23 protein-coding genes and 1 other RNA gene are annotated in these 26265 nt (G+C 31.5%); 2 read left to right on the top strand and 22 right to left on the bottom strand.

Annotation, left to right across the window (positions count from 1 at the left end):
* Positions 1 to 213: 213 nt before the first annotated feature.
* The 8 genes from HMPREF3125_RS10465 to HMPREF3125_RS10500 all read right to left on the bottom strand — a co-directional run bounded on the left by HMPREF3125_RS10465 (position 214) and on the right by HMPREF3125_RS10500 (position 8608).
* Positions 214 to 1092: a 5'-3' exonuclease gene (locus HMPREF3125_RS10465; RefSeq protein ID WP_070453772.1), complete on the bottom strand. Its 879-nt coding sequence runs from the start codon at positions 1090 to 1092 to the stop codon at positions 214 to 216.
* An 18-nt stretch (positions 1093 to 1110) separates the two neighbouring features.
* Complete coding sequence (locus HMPREF3125_RS10470) at positions 1111 to 4554, bottom strand: dynamin family protein (RefSeq protein ID WP_070453775.1); 3444 nt, start codon at positions 4552 to 4554, stop codon at positions 1111 to 1113.
* 193 nt (positions 4555 to 4747) lie between these two features.
* Positions 4748 to 5386 carry an SDR family oxidoreductase gene (locus HMPREF3125_RS10475; protein ID WP_017637987.1) on the bottom strand — a complete coding sequence of 213 codons (639 nt, stop codon included), beginning with the start codon at positions 5384 to 5386 and terminating at the stop codon, positions 4748 to 4750.
* A gap of 125 nt (positions 5387 to 5511) precedes the next feature.
* Positions 5512 to 6648: a THUMP domain-containing class I SAM-dependent RNA methyltransferase gene (locus tag HMPREF3125_RS10480; RefSeq protein WP_070453777.1), complete on the bottom strand. Its 1137-nt coding sequence runs from the start codon at positions 6646 to 6648 to the stop codon at positions 5512 to 5514.
* Between the two features lie 186 nt (positions 6649 to 6834).
* Positions 6835 to 7215: RNase P RNA component class B (gene rnpB, locus HMPREF3125_RS10485), an RNA gene on the bottom strand.
* Positions 7216 to 7342: 127 nt separating this feature from the next.
* A complete protein-coding gene (gene gpsB / locus HMPREF3125_RS10490; protein ID WP_017637985.1) occupies positions 7343 to 7687 on the bottom strand; it encodes a cell division regulator GpsB in 345 nt (114 codons plus the stop codon).
* Between the two features lie 10 nt (positions 7688 to 7697).
* The gene (locus HMPREF3125_RS10495) at positions 7698 to 8264 is read right to left on the bottom strand and encodes an SLOG family protein (RefSeq protein ID WP_017637984.1); all 567 of its coding nucleotides are present in this window, start codon (positions 8262 to 8264) and stop codon (positions 7698 to 7700) included.
* An 11-nt stretch (positions 8265 to 8275) separates the two neighbouring features.
* Positions 8276 to 8608, bottom strand: coding sequence for a DUF1798 family protein (locus HMPREF3125_RS10500; RefSeq protein WP_070453779.1), 333 nt, complete (start codon positions 8606 to 8608; stop codon positions 8276 to 8278).
* Positions 8609 to 8930: 322 nt separating this feature from the next.
* On the opposite strand from HMPREF3125_RS10500, the gene recU reads away from it, so the two are divergent.
* A complete protein-coding gene (gene recU, locus HMPREF3125_RS10505; protein ID WP_017637982.1) occupies positions 8931 to 9557 on the top strand; it encodes a Holliday junction resolvase RecU in 627 nt (208 codons plus the stop codon).
* Entirely contained in the window at positions 9554 to 11812 is a 2259-nt protein-coding gene (locus HMPREF3125_RS10510; protein ID WP_070453781.1) for a transglycosylase domain-containing protein, read from the top strand. The genes recU and HMPREF3125_RS10510 overlap by 4 nt, the downstream gene beginning before the upstream one ends.
* A 141-nt stretch (positions 11813 to 11953) precedes the next feature.
* On the opposite strand, the gene HMPREF3125_RS10515 is transcribed toward HMPREF3125_RS10510, so the two are convergent.
* The 14 genes from HMPREF3125_RS10515 to aroA all read right to left on the bottom strand — a co-directional run bounded on the left by HMPREF3125_RS10515 (position 11954) and on the right by aroA (position 26265).
* Positions 11954 to 12283: a YpoC family protein gene (locus tag HMPREF3125_RS10515; RefSeq protein WP_070454071.1), complete on the bottom strand. Its 330-nt coding sequence runs from the start codon at positions 12281 to 12283 to the stop codon at positions 11954 to 11956.
* Positions 12284 to 12288: 5 nt separating this feature from the next.
* Positions 12289 to 12948, bottom strand: coding sequence for an endonuclease III (gene nth, locus HMPREF3125_RS10520; protein WP_017637979.1), 660 nt, complete (start codon positions 12946 to 12948; stop codon positions 12289 to 12291).
* Positions 12941 to 13624: a DnaD domain-containing protein gene (locus tag HMPREF3125_RS10525; protein WP_017637978.1), complete on the bottom strand. Its 684-nt coding sequence runs from the start codon at positions 13622 to 13624 to the stop codon at positions 12941 to 12943. The genes nth and HMPREF3125_RS10525 overlap by 8 nt, the downstream gene beginning before the upstream one ends.
* Before the next feature lie 185 nt (positions 13625 to 13809).
* Entirely contained in the window at positions 13810 to 15102 is a 1293-nt protein-coding gene (gene asnS / locus HMPREF3125_RS10530) for an asparagine--tRNA ligase (RefSeq protein ID WP_070453783.1), read from the bottom strand.
* A gap of 110 nt (positions 15103 to 15212) precedes the next feature.
* On the bottom strand, positions 15213 to 17909 hold the full coding sequence (locus tag HMPREF3125_RS10535; protein ID WP_070453784.1) for a helicase C-terminal domain-containing protein: 2697 nt from the start codon (positions 17907 to 17909) through the stop codon (positions 15213 to 15215).
* A 24-nt stretch (positions 17910 to 17933) separates the two neighbouring features.
* Positions 17934 to 18905 carry a biotin--[acetyl-CoA-carboxylase] ligase gene (locus tag HMPREF3125_RS10540; protein ID WP_017637975.1) on the bottom strand — a complete coding sequence of 324 codons (972 nt, stop codon included), beginning with the start codon at positions 18903 to 18905 and terminating at the stop codon, positions 17934 to 17936.
* A complete protein-coding gene (locus tag HMPREF3125_RS10545) occupies positions 18892 to 20094 on the bottom strand; it encodes a CCA tRNA nucleotidyltransferase (RefSeq protein ID WP_070453786.1) in 1203 nt (400 codons plus the stop codon). Before HMPREF3125_RS10545 ends, HMPREF3125_RS10540 begins: the two co-directional genes overlap by 14 nt.
* The gene (bshA, locus tag HMPREF3125_RS10550; protein WP_070453789.1) at positions 20087 to 21226 is read right to left on the bottom strand and encodes an N-acetyl-alpha-D-glucosaminyl L-malate synthase BshA; all 1140 of its coding nucleotides are present in this window, start codon (positions 21224 to 21226) and stop codon (positions 20087 to 20089) included. The genes HMPREF3125_RS10545 and bshA overlap by 8 nt, the downstream gene beginning before the upstream one ends.
* A gap of 38 nt (positions 21227 to 21264) precedes the next feature.
* Positions 21265 to 21582: a nucleotide pyrophosphohydrolase gene (locus tag HMPREF3125_RS10555; protein ID WP_017637972.1), complete on the bottom strand. Its 318-nt coding sequence runs from the start codon at positions 21580 to 21582 to the stop codon at positions 21265 to 21267.
* A gap of 217 nt (positions 21583 to 21799) precedes the next feature.
* Positions 21800 to 22495, bottom strand: a complete 696-nt coding sequence (locus tag HMPREF3125_RS10560; protein WP_017637971.1) for a zinc metallopeptidase — start codon at positions 22493 to 22495, stop codon at positions 21800 to 21802.
* Positions 22496 to 22539: 44 nt separating this feature from the next.
* Positions 22540 to 23136 (bottom strand): DUF1405 domain-containing protein, encoded by a 597-nt coding sequence (locus HMPREF3125_RS10565; protein ID WP_017637970.1) that lies wholly within the window; start codon positions 23134 to 23136, stop codon positions 22540 to 22542.
* Positions 23126 to 23701 carry a YpiB family protein gene (locus HMPREF3125_RS10570; protein ID WP_070453791.1) on the bottom strand — a complete coding sequence of 192 codons (576 nt, stop codon included), beginning with the start codon at positions 23699 to 23701 and terminating at the stop codon, positions 23126 to 23128. The genes HMPREF3125_RS10565 and HMPREF3125_RS10570 overlap by 11 nt, the downstream gene beginning before the upstream one ends.
* A gap of 15 nt (positions 23702 to 23716) precedes the next feature.
* Positions 23717 to 24961 carry a tetratricopeptide repeat protein gene (locus HMPREF3125_RS10575; protein WP_070453792.1) on the bottom strand — a complete coding sequence of 415 codons (1245 nt, stop codon included), beginning with the start codon at positions 24959 to 24961 and terminating at the stop codon, positions 23717 to 23719.
* Between the two features lie 2 nt (positions 24962 to 24963).
* Complete coding sequence (gene aroA, locus HMPREF3125_RS10580) at positions 24964 to 26265, bottom strand: 3-phosphoshikimate 1-carboxyvinyltransferase (RefSeq protein WP_070453794.1); 1302 nt, start codon at positions 26263 to 26265, stop codon at positions 24964 to 24966.

Raw genomic sequence — 26265 nt, forward strand, 5'->3', positions numbered from 1 at the left:
CGAAATCGCTTGTAAAATTATATACATACACAATATGGTATTGAACAATTTATTTATGCTCCAAATTATAATAGCATAAAACATTATGATTTTGTATTAAAATTTATTTATTATTCTAAATATAATGATTCTAAGTCACAAAATTTTAAAAAAGACCCCATATGGATATTCTTATCAATAAGATTATCCATATGGAGTTTAGATTGCTTTGTCTTATAAATGACTTGAAATATATTTTCCTGAAACGTATAGTTCGTGTTCATTACAAATAGATAGAATATGATTTAATGTTGTGGCAAAAGCCATATCCATAAATAATTGTTCACTATCTAAAGGAACTTCTGTATGAATTTCAGCTAAACGTTTAGATAAATGTAATTCATTCATATTGTCATTAATTTTATTTCTTTGTCCGGGTGTTAAAGCGTCAATTTGATTGATGACTTCTTCTACACTGCCATATTGTTGAATTAATTTAATAGCCGTTTTCTCGCCTATCCCTTTTACTCCAGCATAACCATCTGCAGTATCACCCATAAACGCTTTAATATCAATTAATTGTTGAGGTTCTAATTGATATTCTTCATTGAATCGATTTAATGTGTAACGATTATAAATATTAAATCCTTTTTTAATTAGCCATACTTCCACATTTTCATTAATACATTGAAGTAAATCTCTGTCGCCAGTAATAATATAAACGTCATTATCTGTTGAATATGATTTTGCTAATGTTCCTATCACATCATCTGCTTCGTAATTAGTAACACCAATATTAACGAAGCCAAATTGATCAGAGATTTCTTTTACATAATCAAATTGAGGTATCAATTCCTCTGGAGGTGCTGATCGATTTTGTTTGTAACCACCAAACATATCATTTCTAAATGTTGATTGTCCCATATCCCAACAAACAGCCACGTGAGTTGGTTGAATTTCTTTGATAGCAGAGAAGATATGGCGAACGAACCCTTGAATGCCGTTGGTAGGCACGCCTTTTGAATTATACATGAATTGACTGTGTAGACTAGTTGCAAAAAAGTGTCTAAACAATAATGCCATGCCATCAACGAGTAAAACTTTGTTAGGCATTTTGGTAATCCTTCTTTCTTAATAAATGATTGCTACTAATTGTTGATGTTTATCTTTGAGTTGTGTAATTAATGATTCATCCAAGTTAAATGATAACAGTTCGTTAATCTGACTTTGAATGTTTACTTCGATACTGTTAAATTGTTCTTCTGCTTCTAAAGACATTTGATTAACATATGATTCCAATTGTTGTCTTAACTGATTGAAATTTGATTGAAGCAATTCTAATGTACTTTGACAAATATATTCGTGAATTTCTTTCTGTGAATTTGGATTAAGGATTTTACGTTTTGTTAATTGTTTAGGTAATTCACTCATCATATCGTTAAGTTCAATATGAAGTAACGGTTTATCAATGACATCTGGTTGTAAATTGAAACGTGGATTAACTATGATATGCAATTTACTTAATTGTTGTAACACAGGTGCCACTTGTTCATCTAATTGTTGATTAAAGTATCTTTTAATTCTTTCAGTAATTAATGATTGTTCTAAGAACAGTCTTTGATGAATTTGATCTAAATAAATTTTAGTCGAATTTTTCTTTTCTTCATTAAAATCACTATTTTGAGTCATTTGACTGTTATATACAGATTTAATATCGTCCATTAATTGAAGTTTTAGTCGTGAATTTAAATGATAAACTTGTTCTTCAACTTCATTATTCGTATATTGTGATGTTGTATCTATCAGTTGATGACCAAGTCTTTGTTGGTCTTTATATGTTTCTAATTTTTGTTGACGCTTAGCAATATCATCTTTATTAGATTCAAATTCTTCTATCATTTCAACATATGACTTGTCGATTTGTTGTAGTTGATGAATCATTTGTTGTTCTAGAATTGTCTTAGATTCAATGTCGACAAAGTGTTGAATGCTTTCTTTCAATTGATTGATACCTTCATCGTTAGATTTTAATGCTTCTCGACTAGATACACCAAAAACGTCAGATTGTAACTGTACTTGATTAAGTGCATCAGCAACGTAATCTTTAACAGCATCTAAATCTTGTTCACTCTCGGCTAAATCAACCGCATTGATAATCATTTTGAAAGCTTGATTTTCGTTTAGCTGATTCATATCTTTCATATGTTCAATGAAGGCTTTGTCATTGTCAGTAAATGAATGATTGAAGTAACTAACATATAAAATTAAATCTGAAGAAGTAAGTATTTGTTCTGTTTCATTTGTATGTCGTTGGTTATTTGAATGTAAACCAAGTGAATCGACAATAATTTTTCCTTTAAGCCATTCAACAGGTACTTGTAAATGAACTGTTTTAACAAATGTTGCATATTCATCTTCTGCAGACCATTTTTTAACATCATCTTGGTCGATTTGATGTACTTCTCCATCATTTAACATATTGATATACATGTCATAATGTTTTTCTACAGCAGAAATAAACGCAAGTTGATTTTTTTCTAATTTTGATTTTAATTGCGTTATATCACTATTAATAAATTCATCAAGTGAATCGAATGACTGATTGAAGTATTCAAGCATTTGGTTAATTTCTTGAAGTAATTGCTTTGATGATTTTAAAGTAATACTGCTATTTTCACCGTAAGTCAATTCGGTTGTCGCCGCTGTTGTTGGGTTTGGTGAACTTACTAAATATTGACCACCTAATAAGGCATTAATTAAGCTACTCTTTCCTGCGCTGAATGTACCAAATACGCCAATTTTTGTGATTTTTTGATCTAGACGAGTTAATGTTTGCTTTATGTCCATTTGAGTTCGCTCAAATAACGGTATATCTTCGATTACATTTAATGCCTTTTCAATATCAATTTGTGAACTTGAGACATCGTCGCTTTCAGATTGAATTGAGTCTCTATTTTGATGATGTGTTGTATCATTTTGTTGTTTAATCGTGAAATTAGCTTCAGTACGTCCTGTTAATTTATCTAAAGAATCTTCTAAATGTATATAATAATGTTGATAATTGCGTGTTGTTAGAGATTCTTTCAAATTATTTAATTTCATATATCGTTGATACTCTTCTGATGCTTCACTATCTTCAGTTTCTATTTCGTTAGCTTGAACATGTTGAATGGCCTTTTCAAATAATGGATTTGATTGGCGTTCAACAAATTGATTAATTGCTTTAACCACTTCATCAGAAAATGTTAATACATACGTATTACTTATAGTTGTTTGTGGTTGATATAAAGAAGAAACTAAATCGTTTGGTATATCATAAGACTGATTTAAAATATGTTCATTAATATTTTTCTGATTAATAAATCGTGTTAAAAATGACATATCTTCTCTCATAGGTTGGCGAATTTGGGTGTTTATCTTTTCTTGAAGCATATCAACTGCTTTGTTTAAACGTTCTGTTTGTGCTTCTTCCTTCTTCTTAGATTTATTGAAAAATCCACCTACTTTAAAATCTGTAGCCTTACTTTCTAAATACGATCTTAATTGTTCTCGCATATCATGAGTCATAATATAAGCATTTTCTAAAATGTCTTTACGTTTTTGTTTGAGATAAGACTTTAGTTTATCTTTATCATTTAGTAATTGTGCTTCTTCTGATACAGATTGTGTTTGTTGGAAATTTAAATATGCTTGTTCAAATTCTTCTTCAATATTTAAGTATTCTAAAATACTTTGCATTTCATTTTGGATATATGATAATTGTGCATCAGTAATAAATGATACTGTGCGTTCAATATAATCTTCCATTGATTCTCTATTTTCGTCTAAATATAAGAGATAATCAGATAATTGCTTGATTTGATTTTCAGGATGGTCAAATTTAGATACATAATAAATATGTTCTAATTTAATTTCCCATTCGTTAATTGATTTTTCAACTCTAGATTTAAATGTATCAAATGAAAGTTCGTCATCATTGTGTTTGTCTATTTGATTAATGATGAACACAACAGGGATACCTACTTCATTAATTCGTTTCATAAATTGAAAATTGAGTGCTGATTGAACATGATTATAGTCAACAGTATAAAATAATACGTTACTCGTATACATAAATTGTTCAGTTGTAGTTTGGTGAGTGGCTACGTTAGAGTCAACGCCGGGTGTATCCTGAAATGTAAAGCCATTATCAAATTTATCAGACTTAAAGTTGATTTCTACAGACTCTACGTCTATATTTTGGCGATTCATCTGTTTTACTTCGTCGTATGTTTTTAATTTTGTATATTGTTGATCCGGTAAATTGGCAATAATGTCTTCTGAATCAGAAACTGAGACGATTGCTGTATTACTTGTTGTTGGTACTGGAGAGCTAGGTAAAATATCTTGTTCTAATAACAAATTAATTAGTGTTGATTTACCTGCTGAAAAGTGACCAACAAATGAAGTAGTAAATTGATTTTTGTAAACCTTTTTAATAACTTGATTAATTGTGTTTAATAAAGCAGTGTTGTTTGATTTTTCGACTTCTTTTTTTAGTTTATATAATATGTCTAATTGTTCAGTGTGTGTCATACGTTTTAATCCCCTTTAGTTCTTTCGATAAAAAAAGAAGAGGTCAAGACAAAACGACTTAAAATCCAAAACGCAATTTTAATGTAAGATACTTTGTCATAACCTCTTTTGAGTAAGCCAATAATCATAGATTATGATATTACTTAAAATATTATCATATATATTACTCAAAACCTATGAATTTAGGGAAGGATTATTCAAACCAAGCTGGTTTGTCGCCTTCAGTGCCTGGCTTGAATACACCAATATTCTCTTTTGAATGTAAATCAGGGTGTTTTGCTATTTGTACTGCTAAGTTTGCGACACTTTTTCTAGATACTTCAGTACCTTCGAATTGGCCATCTTTTGTAGTGATTTCATAAATGTTTTCATTTTTATCAGTTAACCAACCTGGTCTAATAATTGTATAATCTAAATCTGATTGTTCAATTGTATCTGCAGCTTGACGATATAAATTAAGTTTCTCGCCAAATTGTTGTTTGTTCCATTCATTAAATGGTTCAGGTAATTCATCATAGATTCCTGGGGCAGCAATTAAAATTAAACGTTTAATTCCTTTTGCATCCATGGCTTTTACAATCGTTTCAGCATGACGATTAAGTGAACCAGATGTTCCAGTGAATACGATATCGATATTATCTAATGCTTTCTCTAAATCGCTTTGATTTTTAGCGTCACCTTCAAATACAGTTACTCTGTTTGAACCATAATCTGGAATACGGTGTGCATTTCTTAAAAATAGATTTACATTAAAATTTGAGTTTTCTAAGAAAATTTTGGTTGCTTCAATGGCCACTCTACCATTAGCTCCAATAATTAAAACATTCTTCATATATATTACTCCTCTCATGTATTGATTATATTATTTATTAATTTCATCAGTAATTTAAATTTAAACACTCTCAAAACAACTTTACTATAGTTGCAATGAGAGTGCTAATGAACTGTTTGATTAATTTAATCTTTCGTTTGAGGTTTCTTACCCCAATATTGATAATAAGTACATTCAATATAACCGTTAAATAACTTACGACGTTTTGTTGCTTTTTTATTTACTAAAAACTCATATTCTTTATTACTTGTTAAGATATAAGTAGATAGATATGGGTGTTGTTTCATCAATGTACCCATATAACGATACATTTCTTCTACTTCTTCTCTATCGCCGATACGTTCACCATATGGTGGGTTACCAATTAAAGCGATAGGTTCTTCACTATCAATCGTTAATGTATTGACGTCTTTAACGTTGAATTGAATGATATCTGATAAGCCAACTTCTTCAGCGTTACGTTTAGCGATTTCAACCATTTCTGGATCAATATCAGAAGCGTAAACTTGAATCTCTCTATCGTAATCAGCTTGCTTATCAGCTTCATCTCGCATCTCATCATAAATATTTGGTGGCATGATATTCCATTCTTCAGATACAAAGTCTCTATTAAACCCAGGTGCAATGTTTTGTGCAATTAGACATGCTTCGATAGCAATAGTCCCTGAACCGCAGAACGGATCAATTAATGGTGTATCGCCAGTCCAATTGGCTAATTTAATTAAACTTGCAGCTAGCGTTTCTTTAATTGGCGCTTCACCTTGAGCTAAACGATAACCTCTTCTGTTTAATCCAGAGCCAGATGTATCAATTGTAAGTAATACATTATCTTTTAAAATAGAAACTTCTACTGGGTACTTAGTCCCTGTTTCATTTAACCAGCCTTTTTCATTATATGCATGTTTTAGACATTCAACGATGGCTTTTTTAGTGATAGCTTGGCAGTCTGGCACACTATAAAGTGTTGATTTTACAATGCGTCCTTGCACAGGAAAACTCCCTTGTTGGTCAATAATTGTTTCCCATGGTAATGATTTAGTTTTTTCAAAAAGTTCATCAAATGTTGTGGCTTTAAATTGCCCCATAACGATTTTGACACGGTCTGCTGTACGTAACCATAAGTTACATTTAACAATAGCACTTTCGTCACCTTCAAAAAAGATACGACCATTTTCTACTTGTGTTTCATAGCCTAATTCTTGTATTTCTTTAGCTACTACTGATTCCAATCCCATTGGACATACTGCTAATAATTGAAACATGCATTGTTCTCCTTTAGATTCATTTGATTTATGTTTATTTTAACAAAGATACTTTTAAAGTTTAATCATACATAGTCATTTATTTTTATAAAGTGAATTAAAATATTTTTGGTAAAATTGATTTAAGTAAATATATCATTAAAAAAAGCTCTCCGTTTGATGGGAGAGCTAAACTAGTTGTGATATTTCTGTAAGCCATGTTCTGTTCCATTGTACTCTAAACGTGCACTAGCCACACTGGTACGTTGGTGGTAACCATCTGTCTACCATAACATTTAAAATGTTAGTGTCTCGTTTATACGTTGAATTCCGCTAAACAAGTGCTCCTACCTAATTTGGATTGCTCACTCGAGGGGTTTACCGCGTTCCACCCTTCATATTTCTATAAAAGCTACGTCACTGTGGCACTTTCAAACTATTCTAACCCTATTCAAAGAACGTAGGTTATTTCGTTGCCGTCAAATTAATGCCTTGATTTATTGTTTCATCAAGCACGAACACTACAATCATCTCAGACTGTGTGAGCATGGACTTTCCTCTATATCACTATAGCGATTACCCAAAATATCACCTTTGAGAGTATAACATAAAAAAGGGTCTAGACAAAGCCTTTTAAAATTTAAGTCCCCATCTAAATGGAAACAAAGTGTTACGCTCACACTAATAGAAAGCTTTGTCTAAACCAATTCAAATATTATTTACCAAATACTGCTTTTTCTAAGTTAGAGATACGTTTTAAAATATCTACATTGTTTGATGATGCGTTGTTGTTAGAACCATTTGAAGAAAAGTTTTTATTCTCTTGTGGTCTAGTTGTCGCAACACGTAATCTTAATTCTTCAAGTTCTTTTTTTAATTTGTGGTTTTCTTCTGAAAGTTTTACAACTTCATTATTCATGTCTGCCATTTTTTGATAATCTGTAATGATATCATCTAAAAAAGCATCTACTTCTTCTCTTCTATAGCCACGAGCCATAGTTTTTTCAAAATCTTTTTCATAAATATCTTTTGCTGATAATTTTAATGAAACATCTGACATTTTTTCCACCTCATTCGAAACTTTGATCTTGAGACCACTGCAAGTCGTTGATGAAGTCAGTGAGTTCATCAAACGTCACAATATCACAAGTATAGTTTGTTTTTTCCATAAAATCAACTAACATAGATTTAAAAAATTTAGGACTTGCTTCTTGTTCTTCATCGTATATTAATAAAGTTTGATCAGTATGGTCTAGCATAAATTGGTCGGTTTGTTTAAATTGAAACGGCCCCTGATACTCAGAATGAAAAACACTTTCAGTAAAATCAGCGTTATTAATAATATTCATGTACTTAGCTTGATTTTGTTCATTCCATTTAGATGTATGTCCCTCGAAAGGCGTTATCACACCTAGTTTAAGTTCGGGGTATATTTCTTTTAATTCAATAACAACATCTGCAGTCCATAATTCAATGCCCATCTGACCTTGTATTAATACCCATTCCAAACCTTCATCTAATAACTGTTCAATTTTATGTTTAATAAATTGCTTTAGATAGTAAACTTCTGGAGCATCATCTTTAAATATATTTAATTCATAAGATTTATATCCAGTGATATAAACAGTTTTAACCATAATTTCCCTCTTTAAACATTAAATTTTAAAATATTATTCAAATCATATTGTACAGCTTTAATTTTTTCTGTAAAAAGCTTTCGACTTGTTCGTTTAAAATGGCATTCTACGGAAAGTTCTTCAATATTTTTAAATAATAAATCAACTTTCTTCTTGTTCATATATGTAGTATTAACGAGTGATTGTTCATAGTTTCTCAGTTGATTGAGCTGTGTATCTATATTTCGAACATATGGTTCTACAACTTTATGAAAATCTTCGTCTTCCTCTTTTTCTCTAACTCGTTCATATTTTTGGCCCATATGATTGACTTCTAATATTAAATTTTTAATGATATCTAACATCTAGTAGCCTCCTACATTATTAATCTATCATATTGTTTATCCCCCGTCATACGTGACGTATTGTTTTTATAGTTATAAATTGCACGTTAAATAAAAAAACTACCTGTTTACTATGCTTTATATAAAAATAAACGTGTTAAATAAGCATACAAAGGAAATAAATGTGTCTATTTTTATTGTTTATTTAATGAAAGCACGTTAAAATAAGTTTTGATGTATTTTAGGTTAGTGAAAAATGCATTAATTTTATAAAAGTTTGGTTAATTGTAAAATCTTGTGTATAATAATCGCAGTTTACTACCAGACTTGTGTGGTGAAATATATGAATTATCCTAATGGTCAACCATACAAAGAAAATAAGACTTTGGACGGACGCAAATCGTCATCATACTCAAGTAATATTGAATATGGTGGACGAGGTATGTCACTGGAAAAAGATATTGAGCATTCTAATGCTTACTATTTAAAAAGTGGCATCGCAGTCATTCACAAGAAACCTACTCCTGTACAGATAGTCAATGTTCACTATCCAAAACGGAGTAAAGCTGTGATAAATGAAGCTTATTTTCGTACGCCTTCAACAACAGATTATAATGGTGTCTATAATGGCTATTATATCGATTTTGAAGCAAAGGAAACGAAGAATAAAACTTCTTTCCCCTTGAATAATATCCATGATCATCAAGTTGATCATATGAAGAACACATACCAACAACGAGGTATTGTTTTTTTAATGATAAGATTTAAATCACTTGATGAAGTTTATCTATTACCCTATTCTAAATTTGAATTCTTTTGGGATAGATACAAAAAAGATATTAAAAAATCGATAACAGTTGAAGAAATACGAAAAAATGGTTACCATATTCCTTATCAGTATCAACCTAGATTGAATTACCTCAAAGCAGTTGATAAGTTGATATTAGATGAAAGTGAGGACCGCGTATGACGGAAAACAAAGGGTCTTCTCAGCCTAAAAATAAAGGCAATAATGGGAAGTCCGACGAAAAAAAGAATAGAAATGTGAAGAGAACGATTATTAAGATTATTGGCTTTATGTTTATTGCCTTTATTGTTCTATTGTTACTCGGTATCTTACTATTTGCATATTACGCATGGAAAGCACCTGCATTCACTGAATCTAAGTTAGAGGATCCTATCCCTGCTAAGATTTATGATAAAAACGGTGACTTAGTTAAGACGTTAGATTATGGTCAACGTCATGAACATGTGAATATCAAAGATGTACCACAAAGTATGAAAGATGCCGTCTTAGCTACAGAAGATAATCGCTTCTATGATCACGGTGCTTTGGACTATAAACGTCTATTCGGTGCAATAGGTAAAAACTTAACTGGTGGATTTGGGGCTCAAGGTGCTTCTACCTTAACTCAACAAGTTGTTAAAGATTCATTCTTATCACAACAAAAATCTATCGGTCGTAAAGCTCAAGAAGCTTACCTTTCATACCGATTAGAACAAGAGTACAGTAAAGATGAAATATTCCAAGTTTACTTGAATAAAATTTACTACTCTGATGGTGTAACTGGTGTTAAAGCTGCTGCTAAGTATTACTTTAATAAAGACCTTAAAGATTTAAACTTAGCTGAAGAAGCTTACCTAGCCGGCTTACCTCAAGTACCAAATAATTACAATATTTACGATCATCCTAAACAAGCTGAAGATCGTAAAGACACTGTATTATACTTAATGCATTATCATCATAGAATAAGCGATAAAGAATATGAGAAAGCTAAGAAAATCGATGTTAAAGCTAACTTAGTTCAAAGAAGTGATAAAGAACGTCAAAATACTACAGAAGATAAAAACCCAGAGTTAGCATCTTATGTGAACTTTGTTAAATCAGAATTAATGAATAACAAACACTTCAAGAAAGAAAACTTAGGTAACGTTCTTCAAAGTGGTATTAAGATCTATACAAATATGGATAAAGATGTTCAACAAACGCTTCAAGATAAGATTAACAATGGTAGCTTCTACAAAAACGATGACCAACAAGTTGGTGCTACTATCTTAGATAGTAAAACTGGTGGTTTAGTAGCCATTTCTGGTGGACGTAATTATAAAGACGTCGTTGACAGAAACCAAGCTACAGATCCACATCCTACTGGTTCATCATTAAAACCATTCTTAGCTTATGGTCCAGCTATTGAAAACATGAATTGGGCAACTAATCATGCTATTCAAGACGAATCTTCATATCAAGTAGACGGTTCAACATTCCGAAACTATGATACGAAGAGTCACGGAACTGTCTCTGCATATGATGCATTAAGACAAAGTTTCAACATCCCTGCCCTTAAAACTTGGCAACAAACTAAATCTAGCGCAGGTAACGATGCACCTAAGAAATTCGCATCTAAAGTTGGTTTAGATTACGATGGTAAAATTGGACCATCTGAAGTACTTGGTGGTTCTTCATCAGAATTCTCACCAACTCAATTAGCATCTGCATTTGCTTCATTAGCAAATGGTGGTACTTATAACAATGCTCATTCAATTCAAAAAGTTGTTACTCACGATGGTGACACTATTGAATATGATCATACTAGCCATAAAGCAATGAAAGATTCTACAGCCTATATGTTAGCTGAAATGCTTAAAGGTACATTTAAAGCCTATGGTTCAGCTTATGGTCACGGCGTATCTGGTGTTAATATGGGTGCTAAAACAGGTACTGGTACTTACGGTGCTGAAGTTTATAGTCAATATAACTTACCTGATAATGCAGCCAAAGATGTTTGGATCAACGGATTCTCACCTCAATACACTATGTCAGTGTGGATGGGCTTCAACAAAGTTAAAGAATACGGAACTAACTCTTTCGTAGGACATTCTGAACAAGAATATCCACAATATCTATTTGAAGAAGTCATGTCAGACATTTCTTCAAGAGATGGTAAAGACTTTAAAAAACCAAGCTCAGTTGAAGGTAGTGACCCTGATTCATTATCAGTAAAAGGACATTCAGATAGTAATACAACTAATAAGAGCACACATGGTGATAGTGATTCATCAACATCTTCTAATAGCGGTAACAGCAATGGAAGTAATGGATCATCATCAAATGGTTCATCAAGCTCTAACAGCTCAAATAGTTCAAATAGCAGTTCCCAACAAAGCGGAAATGCCCTAACTAGTCTATTCAGCTTTAATTCAATATTTAATAATAAAGCTTCATAATATAGACGAAACGCCCAAATCCTAAAATAGGATTTGGGCGTTTTTTTGTTTTTATATAAATTAAAAAGTACCTACTAGATTTAACCAGTGGGTACTTCAACTTTATTATAAGTATGAAATGATTAGTGAATCACAATACATTTATTGGTTTCTTTTTTTACGAATTTGGTACGAAGCATTCATTTTTATTAACTCGGATTTTAATGTTTTCATTTGTCTATAACCCATAAAATGATATTTTCTTGCTAACATGTATTGATAGCGCTCACCAAAATTCATAGGAACAACTGGATAGTTATCAAGCTCATTTAGATTTAACTCATTGATTTCATTTATTTGTTTAAAATAACTTATAATCATTTTGAAATAAGCATCTATAACTGGTTTTGCTTCTGCTGATTTTAATTGTTTTTGGCTTGCGAATTGATCGAGTTGTTGTTCTAACTCTTCAAAGTCTTGTTTAGTTATCAAATGTTTCACGCTTCTTTCAAACTTGCTTTGTATCTTTTCTGACCTTCTCTACAATCTTTGAACAATGGACAAATATCACATTTTGGCTTACGAGCGAGACAATGATATCGACCAAAGAAAATAAGTTGATGATGGCTTTTATTCCAACGGTCTTTTGGTATGACAGAACAAAGTCTATCTTCAACTTGTCTTACATTATCTTTCCAGCGATTAATACCTAAACGTTTAGAAACACGTTCCACATGTGTGTCTACAGCGAGTGAAGGTTCATTAAAAGCGACACTCATTACGACATTTGCAGTTTTACGTCCAACACCAGCTAAACTTTCTAGTTCTTGATGTGTTTGTGGAATCTTTCCATCAAATTGATCAAGTAATGATTGGCAAAGTTTTTTGATATTTTTAGCTTTATTTCTATATAATCCAATGGAACGAATATCCTGTTGTAATTCTTCATCACTTACATTTAGATAATCTTCTGGTGTTTTATATTTGGCAAATAATGAACGAGTAACTTTATTAACTAATATATCGGTGCATTGCGCAGATAAAAGTACTGCAATTGTTAATTCGAATGCATTATCATGTTTTAGTTCACATTCTGCATCTGGAAACATATCGGCAATTACATCAATCATTTCAAGTGCTTTTTTCTTACTAATCATCTGATTTCTCTCCATTTAACCAATCAAATTTTGGTACTTTCTTAACAGTGTGTTTCATTTTTGGTTTATTAAATTGCTTTCTAATTTCTTTTGAGTCATCAATTGTTTTGACATTATTTTTCTTCCAATTTAACAATATTCTATCCATATATTTAAAACTTAATTTATTTTGGCTATTTGCTTCATCAAGAGCAGCTTGAATAATTGATATATCATGTTTATCAACATCAATCCATTGGTTCAACGTTTCAATTTCATAAGGTGACAATGGTCTAGCAAATGTTTGTTCTATCATTTGGAATAATGTTTTAAACTTTTCTTTATCACTTTGTTCATTGGTATCAATTGTTTGCTTTTTAAGCAATTGACTTAGTTTTTCATAAAAAGGATCTAAATTCATATATTCTGTGAAGCGACCTTCTTCATCTTTATTAACGTTTAATTCTAATAATTCTCGTTGAATTAAATTTTGAATGACTGCAGTAACTTCACGTGGTTGCATCGTAGATCCCTGTTGAAGTGATTCAATGGATGGTTGTTTATTTGATGTTTCTGATGCATAAATAAGTTTGATTAAAATGATTAAATCTTGTTCATCTATACCTAGTTCACTGTAATGATCTAACAATTCACGACGAATCACAACTGGCCGTGTTTTTAATTGAAACTTGTCCATTGTAACCCCTCCTATCATTAAAATTTAGACCTTCATTATATTTGATTAAATAGAAGGATTTATGGATGCCCTTTATAAAATGCAATGCATCATTATAAATTAGTATAAGATAAAAATGAACGCCCAGTCTATTTATACGACTGGACGACATGTAATATAATAACTTAAATTTAAATGAATGATGCTTATGGGTATAAACGATTTAATAAACGTGGGAATGGTGCAGTTTCACGTACATGTTCTACGCCTGAAATCCAAGCAACCGTACGTTCTAATCCTAAACCGAAGCCACTGTGAGGTACACTACCATAACGACGTAAATCTAAGTAATAGCTATAAGCTTCTGAATCTAATTCATGTTCATTAATACGTTGTTCAAGTAACTCTAAATCATTGATACGTTCTGATCCACCGATAATTTCACCATAACCTTCTGGAGCAATTAAATCAGCACACAATACTGTGTCTTCATTTTCAGGGTTAGGTTCCATATAGAATGGTTTAATTTTTGTAGGATAATTAGTGATAAATACTGGTAAATCATAATGATTAGCGATAGCAGTTTCGTGCGGTGCACCGAAATCTTCGCCCCATTCAATATCATCAAATCCTTCTTCTTTTAAGAATTTAACTGCATCGTCATAAGAAATTCTAGGGAATGGCGTAGCAACCTTTTCAAGTTTTGATGTGTCTCTATCTAATATTTTTAATTCTAATTCACAGTTTTTAAGAACGGATTGTACAACGTGTGCCACAAATTGTTCTTGAACTTCTAAGCTTCTTGCATGTTCAGTAAATGCCATTTCTGCTTCAATCATCCAAAACTCAATTAAATGACGTCTTGTTTTTGATTTTTCTGCACGGAAAGTTGGTCCGAAAGAAAATACATATCCGTGAGCCATAGCTGCAGCTTCTAGGTATAGTTGCCCACTTTGTGATAAGAATGCATCTTCATCAAAATATTTAGTATGGAATAATTCACTTGTGCCTTCTGGAGCACTTGCAGTTAAAATTGGTGGATCAATTTTTGTGTAGCCATTATCATTAAAGAATTCATAAGTTGCTCTAATGATTTCGTTTCTAATTTGCATAACAGCATGTTGTTTCTTAGAACGTAACCATAAATGACGGTGATCCATAAGGAACTCAGTACCGTGATTTTTTGGTGTAATTGGGTAATCATGAGCCTCATGGATAACCTCGATAGATTTAACTTGCATTTCGTAGCCTAAATCTGAGCGGTTATCTTCAGTGATTGTACCAGTTACATATAAAGAAGACTCTTGTGTAATTTCTTTAGATAAATTAAAAACATCTTCGTCTACTTCTGATTTCACTACTACACCTTGCATAAATCCAGTGCCATCACGTAATTGTAAGAACGCAATTTTACCACTAGAACGTTTGTTAGTTAACCAAGCGCCAATTGTCACTTCTTGGTTAAGATGTTGTTTTGCTTGTTTAATCGTTGTATTCATAACCAGTCTCCTATTATTTTATCTTTTTTCAATACTTATTTATTTTAACAAAATATATTACCAACTTCTACAAGTTGAATTAAAAGTATATGTATCCTATCACACAACTTTTATTTATCCACTGATTTTTGGATTTGTGATAATAATTTACTAAATTGATTAATGTCACCTTTTTTCTGGCGGTAATGTTCTAATGTTTGTTCAAAGAAACTTTTGTAATTACTATTGATGAGACGATCATCGAATGACACAATTAATCCTTTATCATTTTCATGTCGTATTAAGCGCCCTAAACCTTGTCTGAAACGTGTCACAGCATCAGGTAATACATAATCTTTAAAAGTTGATGTAAATTCAGAATTCATTAACCAATATTTAGCATTGTTTTTATTCATAAACGGTAATTTCGCAATCATGACGCATTTAATACCATTAGCTTGAAAATCAAAACCTTCAAAGAATGTTGAAGTACCTAAAAGAATAGACTTATCAAAGTGGTTAAACTGTTGAACAATTTTATAATTTTGATTTTGTTGTTGTGTTAATATGACATAATCCTCAAATTCAGGCAGTTCATTAAGCATATCTTGAACCATATGCATCATTTTATAACTTGTAAAAAGGATTAAACATTTAGATTCTGTTGTCGTTGTATATTCAATAACATAATTAACAATTGATGCTACATAATCGTCGACATTCTTATAGTTGTATGGTGCGACATCCGACGGAATAAATACATTAGTGTTTTTAGTATTTTGTAATGCTGATGCCACTTCGTACGTATTAAATTTAACATCTTTGTTAAACCAATTTTTAAAGGAGTCAAACGACTGATTAAACGTTAATGTTCCTGAAATAAATGTTAAGGATTTGAATTTATCTAAGACTTGTTGTGTCAAAATATCTTTAACAGCATAATCTTTTACAAGTAAACGAATCGTTGATTTTTGGCTTAAATTTTTAATTGAAATAAAGCTTGTATGATTATCTTTCAAACTTTGTTCTGTTTGTCTAAAACGCTCTTTTAGGTATAATAATTGCTTTCTCATAGTCTTTATAGTTTTGTGACTCATGCCATTAAACACTTCTAATGTTTTGTTTAATTTGTGTATTAAACGATGTAAATCTTTGATAATCTGATCATTGTCAAATTCGTAAACATAATGATATTTGTGTATGTCATCGTCATATACGTCTGCGTTTTGTACAATATCGTAAATATTATTGAACAACTGTTCATTAAGTTCATGAATATCGTTAATATTTGATTTCAGACCAAACACATCTATTGGAGCTATATCTAATTTCTCTAAAATACGTTGTTGTTCTAAATGATCTATGGCTTTTAATAATTTTTCATTTTCATTTTTACCGATAAGCCCTAACTGATATTTAATATCTGCATAGTTTAATTCATTTGTAACTTGATTAAGTGCATAATCAGGTAAGCGATGTGCTTCATCAATAATACAATCGTCAAATAGCTGGTAAATTGAATTTTCAGCATCAGAATGAATTAAATGAGCGTGGTTCGTAACGCCAATTTGGATATTTTGAGCATTGCGTTTGAGGTAATTATAGTAATGAATATCATGACGAACTGGAACATAAGTTTCAATCTTCTGATCGAAATACATTTTTTGTCCGCCTTTTAAGTTCAATTCTTGAATATCACCTGTATCCGTTTCTGTAATCCAAATCAATAATTGCATTTTAAGTATATTAACTTCGTAATTGTTAGTTTCTTCTTTTAAAATTTGGCTTATAAGTCCAAGTGAAATATAGTCATTTTTACTTTTAATAAGTGTTGCGTTGACTTTGAAATTGAGTGCGTTATTTAAAGCCGGTATATCTTTTTCTAATAATTGACTTTGTAATAACTTTGTATTTGTTGAAATCATAACATGTCGACCAGTTTCGATATTATACATTAACGCAGCTAAAAGGTATGCTAGAGACTTGCCACTTCCAAGTGGTGCTTCTATCATGGCTTTTTCACCATGCATAAGTTGTTCTAAAATAATTTCTGATAAATAAAGTTGTTGCGGTCGATATGTTAAATCTAATTGTTTAGTTGCTTTTTTATATAGCGTCTTTAATGTGCCATTAAATTCAGTAACAGGTCCTTTTAAATCTACTTGCTTTTTATAAATAATTTGTTCAAATTGACCAAATTGTTGATCTAATGTTGCGGATTTATGTTGTCTTACCATTTCAAATAAAATGTGATATAAATCATATTTTAAGTCTTTACTTAAATAATATAATTGTTTCAATGTATCAAGCGGTAATTGTTCAAACTTTTCAAAGGCTTTAATCATTAAGTGAGCCGTGGTTGTAGCATCTTCATCTGCTCTATGTGCATTTGTTAGAGGGATGTTATGTGCTTCGGCTAATTCACTTAATTGATAGCTTTTATCTGTTGGGAAGGCAACTTTAAATAATTCTAACGTATCCATAACTCGTTTAGGTCGGTATTTGATATTGCAATTTTTAAATGCTTTTTTAATGAAGTTTAAATCAAACGCGACATTATGAGCAACGAATACACAGTCTTTAAGTTGTTGATAAATATCATTAGCAATATCTTTGAAATACGGTGCTTGTTCAAGCATTGTCTCTTCAATTGAAGTAAGTGCTTGAATAAACGGAGGTATTTCTAAATCAGTTCGAATCATTGAATGATATGTGCCTATTATTTTGTTTTGTCGAACGAAAGTAATGCCGATTTGAATAATATCATCGTAATCAAGTTGATTACCTGTAGTTTCTAAATCAACAACTGCATATGTTGCTATTCCCATAGCTATCTCTCCTAGTTTACATTGTTATAATTCTATATCTGCACTAATTAACCTTCTAAGTTGTCCTTGATTGTCCTTAACCATTAAGAAACCATCATGATCAATATCAATGGCTTCACCGATAAATTGTTCATTATTTTCTGTGAAACGTAATGGTCTTTGCCACATGTTTGTAGCTGCAATATATTCCTCACGAATCTCTTCAAATGGTACTTTTAAGAATTGATTATATCGCTTTTCAATTTCTTTAATTAATATATCTAAAAATTCATAACGATTAAAATCGTATTCTGAATGTATACGCATACTTGTTGCTCTATGCCTTATCTCTTCATCAAAATCAGTTTCTTGATGATTCATATTAATACCGATACCACAAATAATTGCTTCAATCGCATCGTAATTGGCAACCATTTCTGTTAGGAAACCACACACTTTTTTGCCATCTATGTATATATCATTAGGCCATTTAATCGTAACATCATCAGTTGAAAATTGTTGAATCGCATCTTTAATTCCTAATGCCATAAATAAATTGAATTTCGGAATCATTGCGTACGGTACATCAGGACGAAGTACTAGTGACATCCAAAGACCTTTGCCTTTACTAGAAGCCCAATTTCGATTAAAGCGACCTCGCCCTTTTGTTTGTTCATCACTCAATATTAAAAAGGTATCATGATTACCTACTAGTGCTTGTTTCGCTTTTAATTGTGTTGAATCTACTGTACTCATCACTTCTATTTGATCAAATAAATCACGTTGCTCGATAATCGGATTAACAATACCACTATACCAATGATCTGGGAGTGTTTTTAGTAAATGCCCTTTATGATTAATAGATTCAATATCACAACCGTCTAGTTTTAATTGATCAATGACTTTTTTAACAGCTGCTCTTGAAATATTAAGTTGATCTGCTATGTATTGACCTGAAATATATTCAGGTTGATGTTCATATAGCATTCTTACAACATCTTGACTATATTTTGACATGACTATCCACCCATTTCATTATTTCATTATACGTATTGCTTACTTTGTTAGTTACGACGGCAATTTCTACTTTTCTTAAGACATCTTTGACCCATGGACCACCTTGTTGATTTAAATGTTGCATCAAATCATTCCCGTTTATAGCTAGTTGTTGTCGTTGATTAATAGGTAATTGTTGATATGAATCTTTAATTGTCTGTTGATTTATAATCAGTGGACTTGCAGTTTTAATGTGATTTTTAGAAAGAGTTGGCGTATGCTCAATAATAGTTAAAATATCATTAATATCAAAATCATACACCATCATTGTTAAATCTGATTTTGAATTGACTTCCGGTAATTGATTGATGATTGAAACCAGATGCTTAATATGTGATTGTTCTTTATTACTTATTTTAAGTTTTGATAATGGTTCTTCATTATTCATTTTCGCATTAAGTATAGCAATCCATACATCAAACTGCATAGGTTCATCAATTATTAAACGTTGCATGTCTAATTTTTCAAAATATGGAATATATTTAAAGGCATCTAATTGAATTAAATGATGATAGCTAGTAGCAATATTTTGACCACTGATTAATTTCTTTAGTTCAACGATAATACGTTCAATGGATAAATATTTGATATCTTCAATTTGATTTACCATAGCTTGGAACGTGTTATCTTCTATTGAAAAGTTAAGCTGAGATTGAAAACGTAAACCTCTTAATATACGAAGTGCATCTTCGGCAAATCTTTCAGAAGGATTACCCACTGTTCTTATAATGCCTTGATGAATATCACTTTCACCATTAAAATAGTCAAATGTCTTGTACTCAGTGTCCATTGCAATCGCATTTATTGTAAAATCACGTCTTTGAACATCTTCGTATAAATCTCTTACGAAATGAACATCACTTGGGCGACGGTGATCAATATATTCCTCTTCTGCACGAAATGTTGTTACTTCATAATTTTCATGATTGAATACTACATTAATCGTACCATGTTCTTTTCCTACTGGGATAGTATGGCTGAAAATGGATTCAATCTCGTCTGGTGTTGCACTTGTAGTAATATCTATATCGTGAATCTCTCTATGCATGAGATAATCTCTTACAGAGCCACCTACAAAATAAGCTTGAAATCCTTGTTGTTGTATTTGAGTTAATATGGGTTTGGCTTTTTCAAATAGTTCATTACTCATGCAAGTTCTCACCTTTATTTAACATTTGACGGTAATAATGTTCATATTGATCTGTAATCAATTCTGAGCCAAATCGTTGTTCTATATCTAATAACATTTGTGATTGTAATTGTTGATAAAGCTCATTGTCTTGTAATAGTTTAAGTGCATATTCAGCCGCTTTGTCACTGTCACCTACATCGACAATATATCCAGTTGCACCGTGTTTAATGACTTCTTTAATACCACCTGCATTTGAACCAATAGGAACGACACCTGTTTTCATAGCTTCTAAAAGCGTTAATCCAAAGCTCTCTTTTTCACTTAATAATAAAACTAAGTCTGATAATTGATAGAATGCACTAACGTTATCTTGCTTGCCTAAAAAGAGAACATTCTCTTCTACACCAAGATCTCGTGTTTTTTGACGCATATCAATGAGTTCTGGGCCATCACCTAGTAAAATTAATTTACTTGGGATTTGTTGATGAACTTTAGCAAATGTTTCAATGACTGTATCAATTCGTTTTACTGATCTAAAGTTAGAAACATGAATCAATACCTTTTCATGTGGTTCAATACCGTAATCAGATTTGAAGCTTTCATCATGACGAGTTGGAAACTCATTTTCTCTGACGAAGTTATATATAGGTATAATTTCTTTTTCAGTATGAATAATTTCTTTAGTTTGTTCTGCTAATGAATGACTGACACTTGTAACGATATCACTCTCTTCAATACCGAATTTAATAGCACCTTTAAGTGAATGGTCATAGCCAAGAACTGTTATATCAGTACCATGAAGTGTCGTCATAATTTTAATATCTTTACCTGACATTTGTTTTGCTAAAATACCACAAATCGCATGTGGTACAGCATAATGCATATGTAAAATATCTAAGTCATACTCTTTTATCACTTCTGAAATTTTAGTACTTAACGTAATATCATATGGTGGATATTGGAAAACGGCATATTGGTTTACTTCAACTTGATGGAAAATGATATTAGGTAATGGTTTGCGGATTCTAAATGGTATGTTTGACGTAATAAAATGAACTTCATGACCTCGCTCAGCCATTTTAATACCTAATTCTGTGGCAATGATACCTGAGCCACCCATGGACGGGTAACACGTTATTCCTATCTTCATTTATGTCCCATCCTTTCTATTATCAATTTATAAAATAGTTACTTTCTCTCGAATCGATTATAATCACGTGTATTGAATTTTTGCATAGTTTCATCAAAACTTTCAGTCATATCGATTCCTAATGAATTGGCAATACATAGTAATACAAATAAGTTATCGCCTAACTCTGCTTTAATCGTATTATCTTCTTCAGTATCTTTCTTTTTCTTCTCACCGTAATGATGATTAATTTCTCGAGAAAGTTCTCCAACTTCTTCTGTTAGTCTAGCGAGATTAGCTAAGGGAGAAAAATAACCTGCTTTAAATTGACTAATATAATCATCTACTTCTTTTTGCATTTGAGTCATTGATTTCAATTAAATTCTCTCCTTTGAATGCATTTCTAATATAGTATATATCAAAATAAAGTGATATGCATTCTTAGTGCAATTTAAGGTTGGTAATTTATTTTTATTGCTTATTGGGATGGTGATTAATGATGATTAATATGAAAAAGCATAAAAAAAACTGGTTAATAATGTCTGTATGACAATATCAACCAGTGGATGTGTCTAAATTTAAATCATATAGTTATTAATCACTTGATCTAGCGATTAAAATAATACGTGCTAATTCAGCTAATGCAACTGCTGTTGATGCAACGTAAGTCATTGCTGCAGCTGATAATACTTTTTTAGCGTGTTTGTACTCTTTCTCATTTACGATATTCAATGCTGTAATTTGTTTCATTGCACGTGAACTGGCATCAAATTCAACGGGTAATGTCACGATTGAGAATAAAACTGCTAGTGACATTAATCCAGCACCAATCCATAATGCAGTAGATCCAAAGGCACTACCTAATGCAGTTAACACAATACCTAACATAATAACAATGTAACTTAATGAACTACCTAAGTTAGCTACAGGTACTAATGCTGATCTGAATCTCAAGAATACATAACCTTGTTGGTGTTGAATTGCGTGACCAACTTCGTGGGCTGCAATGGCTGTACCAGCAACAGAAGGTCTATCGTAGTTTGCAGGAGATAAACAAACAACTTTTTTGTTTGGGTCATAGTGGTCTGTTAAGAAACCATCACCTTTAACTACATCGACATCATAAATGCCGTTTGCATGTAGGATTTCTTCAGCTACTTCACGACCAGTCTTACCACTTGTGGATCTAACTTGTGAGTATTTTTCATAGTTAGATTTAACTTTATGTTGAGCCCACATTGGAATGACCATTAATATTACAAAATAAATAATCATTGATATTAAAGACAATAAACTCACTCTCCTTTAATCATATTTTACTGTCAAAATGCACTTTAATCAAATGATTTAACTTTCAATACTTGTTTAAGAAATAAATATAAAAATAGCGAAATGATACTTAGACAAATAGATAATACCCCAATTTCAATAACATGGGAAGCAATAAACTTATAATAAGGAAATTGCATTTTAACATAGTCCATATAATCGTTTAAAAACACCCAAATTAATGAAATTACAAAACCCAAAATAGTTATTTTAAAGCGAGGATAAAAGTAAAATGCTTGTAATGCCATAATGCCATGTGATATCAAAAGCATTAATCCATTAATAGTTACCTCTCCATCTATTACAAACATAATCAAGTTCATAATCACTGCCCAAACACCATATTTTATTAAAGTTACAAATGCTAGAGCTTCAATTATGGATGATGATTTATTTAATAACAATAATGCAATGGCTATAGTTAAAAATAAGGAAGCGGTTGGGCTATCTGGAACAAAAGGAACAAAATAAGATGGTGTTATATACAACTGACCACTATACCAGTCATAGCCATATATTGTACCTATCGCATTACATACAAGTAAAAATATTAAAAACGGTCGATAATATAATGAAACTTCCCAGTATTGTTTAATAGTCATTATTGTTATCTCCGATATCATGTTTAGTTTTCTTAGCTTTTAAAATATTAAGTATTTGTGTAAGTTGGTAAAATCTTTCTTGTTCTTTCATCTGTAGACTTAAATCTATATTATCTTGAAGTGTTTCAATTAAGGTTGTTTGTTTACGATCACTCATAGAGATTGAATACAAATCTTGAACATACGATGTATAATGTGGCGAATGGATTAATTGCGCTAAAATTAAATCGTCTAATCGACTTTCACGTTGATGTTCAGAAGAAAAATGCAATTGGATATCAAAAGTCATATCGTTATTTGCAATGACTTCGAAAATTTCATTTGTGTTAACGAGTGCTTGTTGATGGTCGTTAAATTGAATTGCAGAAGCATCTGAATTTACTTCTGCAATTTGTAATGTCATATGTTGTTGTATTTTTTCCTCGACGAAATGTATACGTTGTAGTTTTTTTGGACTAGCTTTTAAATAATTTAATACCCATGCTGAAATACGAGATTTAAATTCATAATGGAATAGCAAATATTCGATAAAACTTTGTTTCATTTTTGTAAGGGAGCTATTCATTTCGTACCATTCCTTTTAAGATTGTAAACGCATTGCTTCATCATGCCATGTTTCATTGCTTGGATCCATTTCAAGTAGTTGATCAAGAATAGATTTAGCTTGTTCTTTTTGCCCTATTTCTAAGAGATAGAAATAGTAGTCGCTTAAGAATTCAGATTGTGTTTTTAAAGTTGGATAAGCTAATTCAAAGAAATGTTGTGCTTCTTTGTCACGTTCTTCTTGTCCGTAGGCATATGCTAAATGCCACATAAACACTGGGTCTAAATCTTCTTCATCTACATATGTGAGCAAGTCGATAAGTGCTTCATAATCTTCTTCACTTCTATATAAATCACTTAAAATCAATAATGGCTCATGATATGCATTATCTACTTCTAGTGCTTGTTTTAATAAAGTGACACCTTCATTTGCATCGCCATGTTCAATTTCTATACTACCTGTTGAAACCATTAATTCTTTATAAAATTGACTTAAACGTAATCCTTCTTTACCAATTTCAATAGCATCCGGATAATTTTTTTCGTTTTCGTATAATGATTGTAAATAGAAATAACCTTGTAAGAAATCAGGGTCTTTCGTTAATAACGTTTTCATTATTTTAATGGCTTCTTGTGTTATGTCATTTTTTTCATAAGCAATTGCTTTTTTGAAATAATCTTCAGAATTCATCTCAGTTTCATTAATTTCATCATATAGGCGAATAGCATCACTATAATTTCCGCTTTGTAAGCTACAATCTGCTTGTCTAGAGAATAAGTTAATACCATTGACTTCATATTCACCAGTTTCAAGTACTGTTTCATATTCAGTGCTAGCACGTAAATATTGCCCATCGAAATATAGTAATTCTGCTAAAGCGAAATGTAGAATTGGATCATTAGGTTCTAATTGAATCGCGGCTTGAATTTTATCGATAGCGACTTCAAGCATATTAATTTGTTGATATAAATCTGCTTCGAGCATTAATTTTTCTGTAGATTCTTCAACTTGACTTAAATACTCTAACGCTTCGTCTGTTTGGTTCTCTGACATTAGTCCTTCAATAAAGTAAATAAGTAATTCACTTTCGTCTGGATATCTGTGATAGAGCGTTCGGAATACTTCTAAACCTTGTGGTGTTAAACCAAAGTTGTAAAGTGTTTCACCTAAAATGAATAGTGCATCATCGTTATTTGAACTCAACACTTCATTAACGCGAGTATCTAAATTTGTTAATTTTTGTAAATTGATATCGTCTATTAATTTATAGATATCTTCCATTACTATTTTCCCTCATTTTCTAAAAGCTTGAATTTTGGTAAGAAACCTGGAAATGAAACATTAACTGCATCAAATTGTTCTATGGATAAAGGTTCTGAGCTGAGTAGTGATGCAACAGCTAACATCATTCCTATACGGTGATCGGTTTGACTATCAACTGTGACACTAGTTTTAAATTCAGAAGGATGGATTATAAGACCATCATTTGTTGGTTGCAATTCAAAACCTAATTGATTTAGCATATCTGCTGTCGTATCAATTCTGTTTGTTTCTTTAACCTTTAATTCTTCAGCATCTTTAATCACACTCGTACCTGAAGCTTGTGTACAAAGTAATGCAATGACGGGTAATTCATCAATTGCTCTCGGTACAAGTTCTCCATGTATTTGAATGGGTTTTAAATTTGGTGTATAACGCACACGTATAGATGCAGTCGGTTCCGATTCTTCTGTAATGTCACTAAGTTCAATATGACCACCCATTTGTTTAACGATGTCTATGATACCTGAACGAGTTGGGTTAATGCCAACATTATGAATTGTAACATCACTGCCAGGTGTGATTAAGGCTGCAACGATGAAAAATGCAGCAGAAGAAATATCGCCTGGAACATGAAAATCACGTGGTTGTATATGTTGTACTGCTAATGGTTTGGTAGTAATCGTTTTATCATTAACTGAAATAGGAATATTAAAATGTTCAAACATAGTCTCTGTATGGTTACGGCTAACATCTATTTCTGTGATGCTAGAAGATTCTTGAGAAAAGATACTAGCAAATAAGATAGCGCTTTTTACTTGAGCACTAGCTACTTCCATAGTATATTGCATGCCTTTAATGTTTGAAGGCTTAATAATTAAGGGTGTGTAATTACCATCCACGCCACTAATTTGTGCGTTCATTTTTAGTAATGGTTTTAATACTCTATCCATTGGACGTTTACCGATTGAAACATCTCCCGATAATACACTTTCCAGACCAACACCACTTAACAATCCGGCTAATAAACGTGTTGTTGTGCCTGAATTACCTGTATACAGAACTTGATGTGGCGTTTTAAAATTTTGATAACCAGGTGAATCAACAATAATACGATCTTCTTCTTCGGTGATTGTTACACCTAAAAGTTCAAAGATGGCCATCGTTCTTTTACAATCTTCACCTAATAATGGTTTATATATAGTTGTTTGTCCTGTTGCTAATGATGCGAGCATAATTGCTCTGTGCGTGATGGATTTGTCACCAGGCACCTCAATGTTCCCTGTTAAAGGACCATTAATATCAATTGTTTGTGTAGTCGACAT

Source organism: Staphylococcus sp. HMSC13A10 (genome assembly GCF_001808005.1).
GTDB classification, from domain to species: Bacteria; Bacillota; Bacilli; order Staphylococcales; family Staphylococcaceae; genus Staphylococcus; species Staphylococcus pasteuri.

What these genes read in the sequence shown, in the direction of transcription:
- HMPREF3125_RS10465 (WP_070453772.1), bottom strand. Translation starts at nt 1,092, where the DNA reads ATGCCTAACAAAGTTTTACTCGTTGATGGCATGGCATTATTGTTTAGA.
- HMPREF3125_RS10470 (WP_070453775.1), bottom strand. Translation starts at nt 4,554, where the DNA reads ATGACACACACTGAACAATTAGACATATTATATAAACTAAAAAAAGAA.
- HMPREF3125_RS10475 (WP_017637987.1), bottom strand. Translation starts at nt 5,386, where the DNA reads ATGAAGAATGTTTTAATTATTGGAGCTAATGGTAGAGTGGCCATTGAA.
- HMPREF3125_RS10480 (WP_070453777.1), bottom strand. Translation starts at nt 6,648, where the DNA reads ATGTTTCAATTATTAGCAGTATGTCCAATGGGATTGGAATCAGTAGTA.
- gpsB (WP_017637985.1), bottom strand. Translation starts at nt 7,687, where the DNA reads ATGTCAGATGTTTCATTAAAATTATCAGCAAAAGATATTTATGAAAAA.
- HMPREF3125_RS10495 (WP_017637984.1), bottom strand. Translation starts at nt 8,264, where the DNA reads ATGGTTAAAACTGTTTATATCACTGGATATAAATCTTATGAATTAAAT.
- HMPREF3125_RS10500 (WP_070453779.1), bottom strand. Translation starts at nt 8,608, where the DNA reads ATGTTAGATATCATTAAAAATTTAATATTAGAAGTCAATCATATGGGC.
- recU (WP_017637982.1), top strand. Translation starts at nt 8,931, where the DNA reads ATGAATTATCCTAATGGTCAACCATACAAAGAAAATAAGACTTTGGAC.
- HMPREF3125_RS10510 (WP_070453781.1), top strand. Translation starts at nt 9,554, where the DNA reads ATGACGGAAAACAAAGGGTCTTCTCAGCCTAAAAATAAAGGCAATAAT.
- nth (WP_017637979.1), bottom strand. Translation starts at nt 12,948, where the DNA reads ATGATTAGTAAGAAAAAAGCACTTGAAATGATTGATGTAATTGCCGAT.
- HMPREF3125_RS10525 (WP_017637978.1), bottom strand. Translation starts at nt 13,624, where the DNA reads ATGGACAAGTTTCAATTAAAAACACGGCCAGTTGTGATTCGTCGTGAA.
- asnS (WP_070453783.1), bottom strand. Translation starts at nt 15,102, where the DNA reads ATGAATACAACGATTAAACAAGCAAAACAACATCTTAACCAAGAAGTG.
- HMPREF3125_RS10535 (WP_070453784.1), bottom strand. Translation starts at nt 17,909, where the DNA reads ATGGGAATAGCAACATATGCAGTTGTTGATTTAGAAACTACAGGTAAT.
- HMPREF3125_RS10540 (WP_017637975.1), bottom strand. Translation starts at nt 18,905, where the DNA reads ATGTCAAAATATAGTCAAGATGTTGTAAGAATGCTATATGAACATCAA.
- HMPREF3125_RS10545 (WP_070453786.1), bottom strand. Translation starts at nt 20,094, where the DNA reads ATGAGTAATGAACTATTTGAAAAAGCCAAACCCATATTAACTCAAATA.
- bshA (WP_070453789.1), bottom strand. Translation starts at nt 21,226, where the DNA reads ATGAAGATAGGAATAACGTGTTACCCGTCCATGGGTGGCTCAGGTATC.
- HMPREF3125_RS10565 (WP_017637970.1), bottom strand. Translation starts at nt 23,136, where the DNA reads ATGACTATTAAACAATACTGGGAAGTTTCATTATATTATCGACCGTTT.
- HMPREF3125_RS10570 (WP_070453791.1), bottom strand. Translation starts at nt 23,701, where the DNA reads ATGAATAGCTCCCTTACAAAAATGAAACAAAGTTTTATCGAATATTTG.
- HMPREF3125_RS10575 (WP_070453792.1), bottom strand. Translation starts at nt 24,961, where the DNA reads ATGGAAGATATCTATAAATTAATAGACGATATCAATTTACAAAAATTA.
- aroA (WP_070453794.1), bottom strand. Translation starts at nt 26,265, where the DNA reads ATGTCGACTACACAAACAATTGATATTAATGGTCCTTTAACAGGGAAC.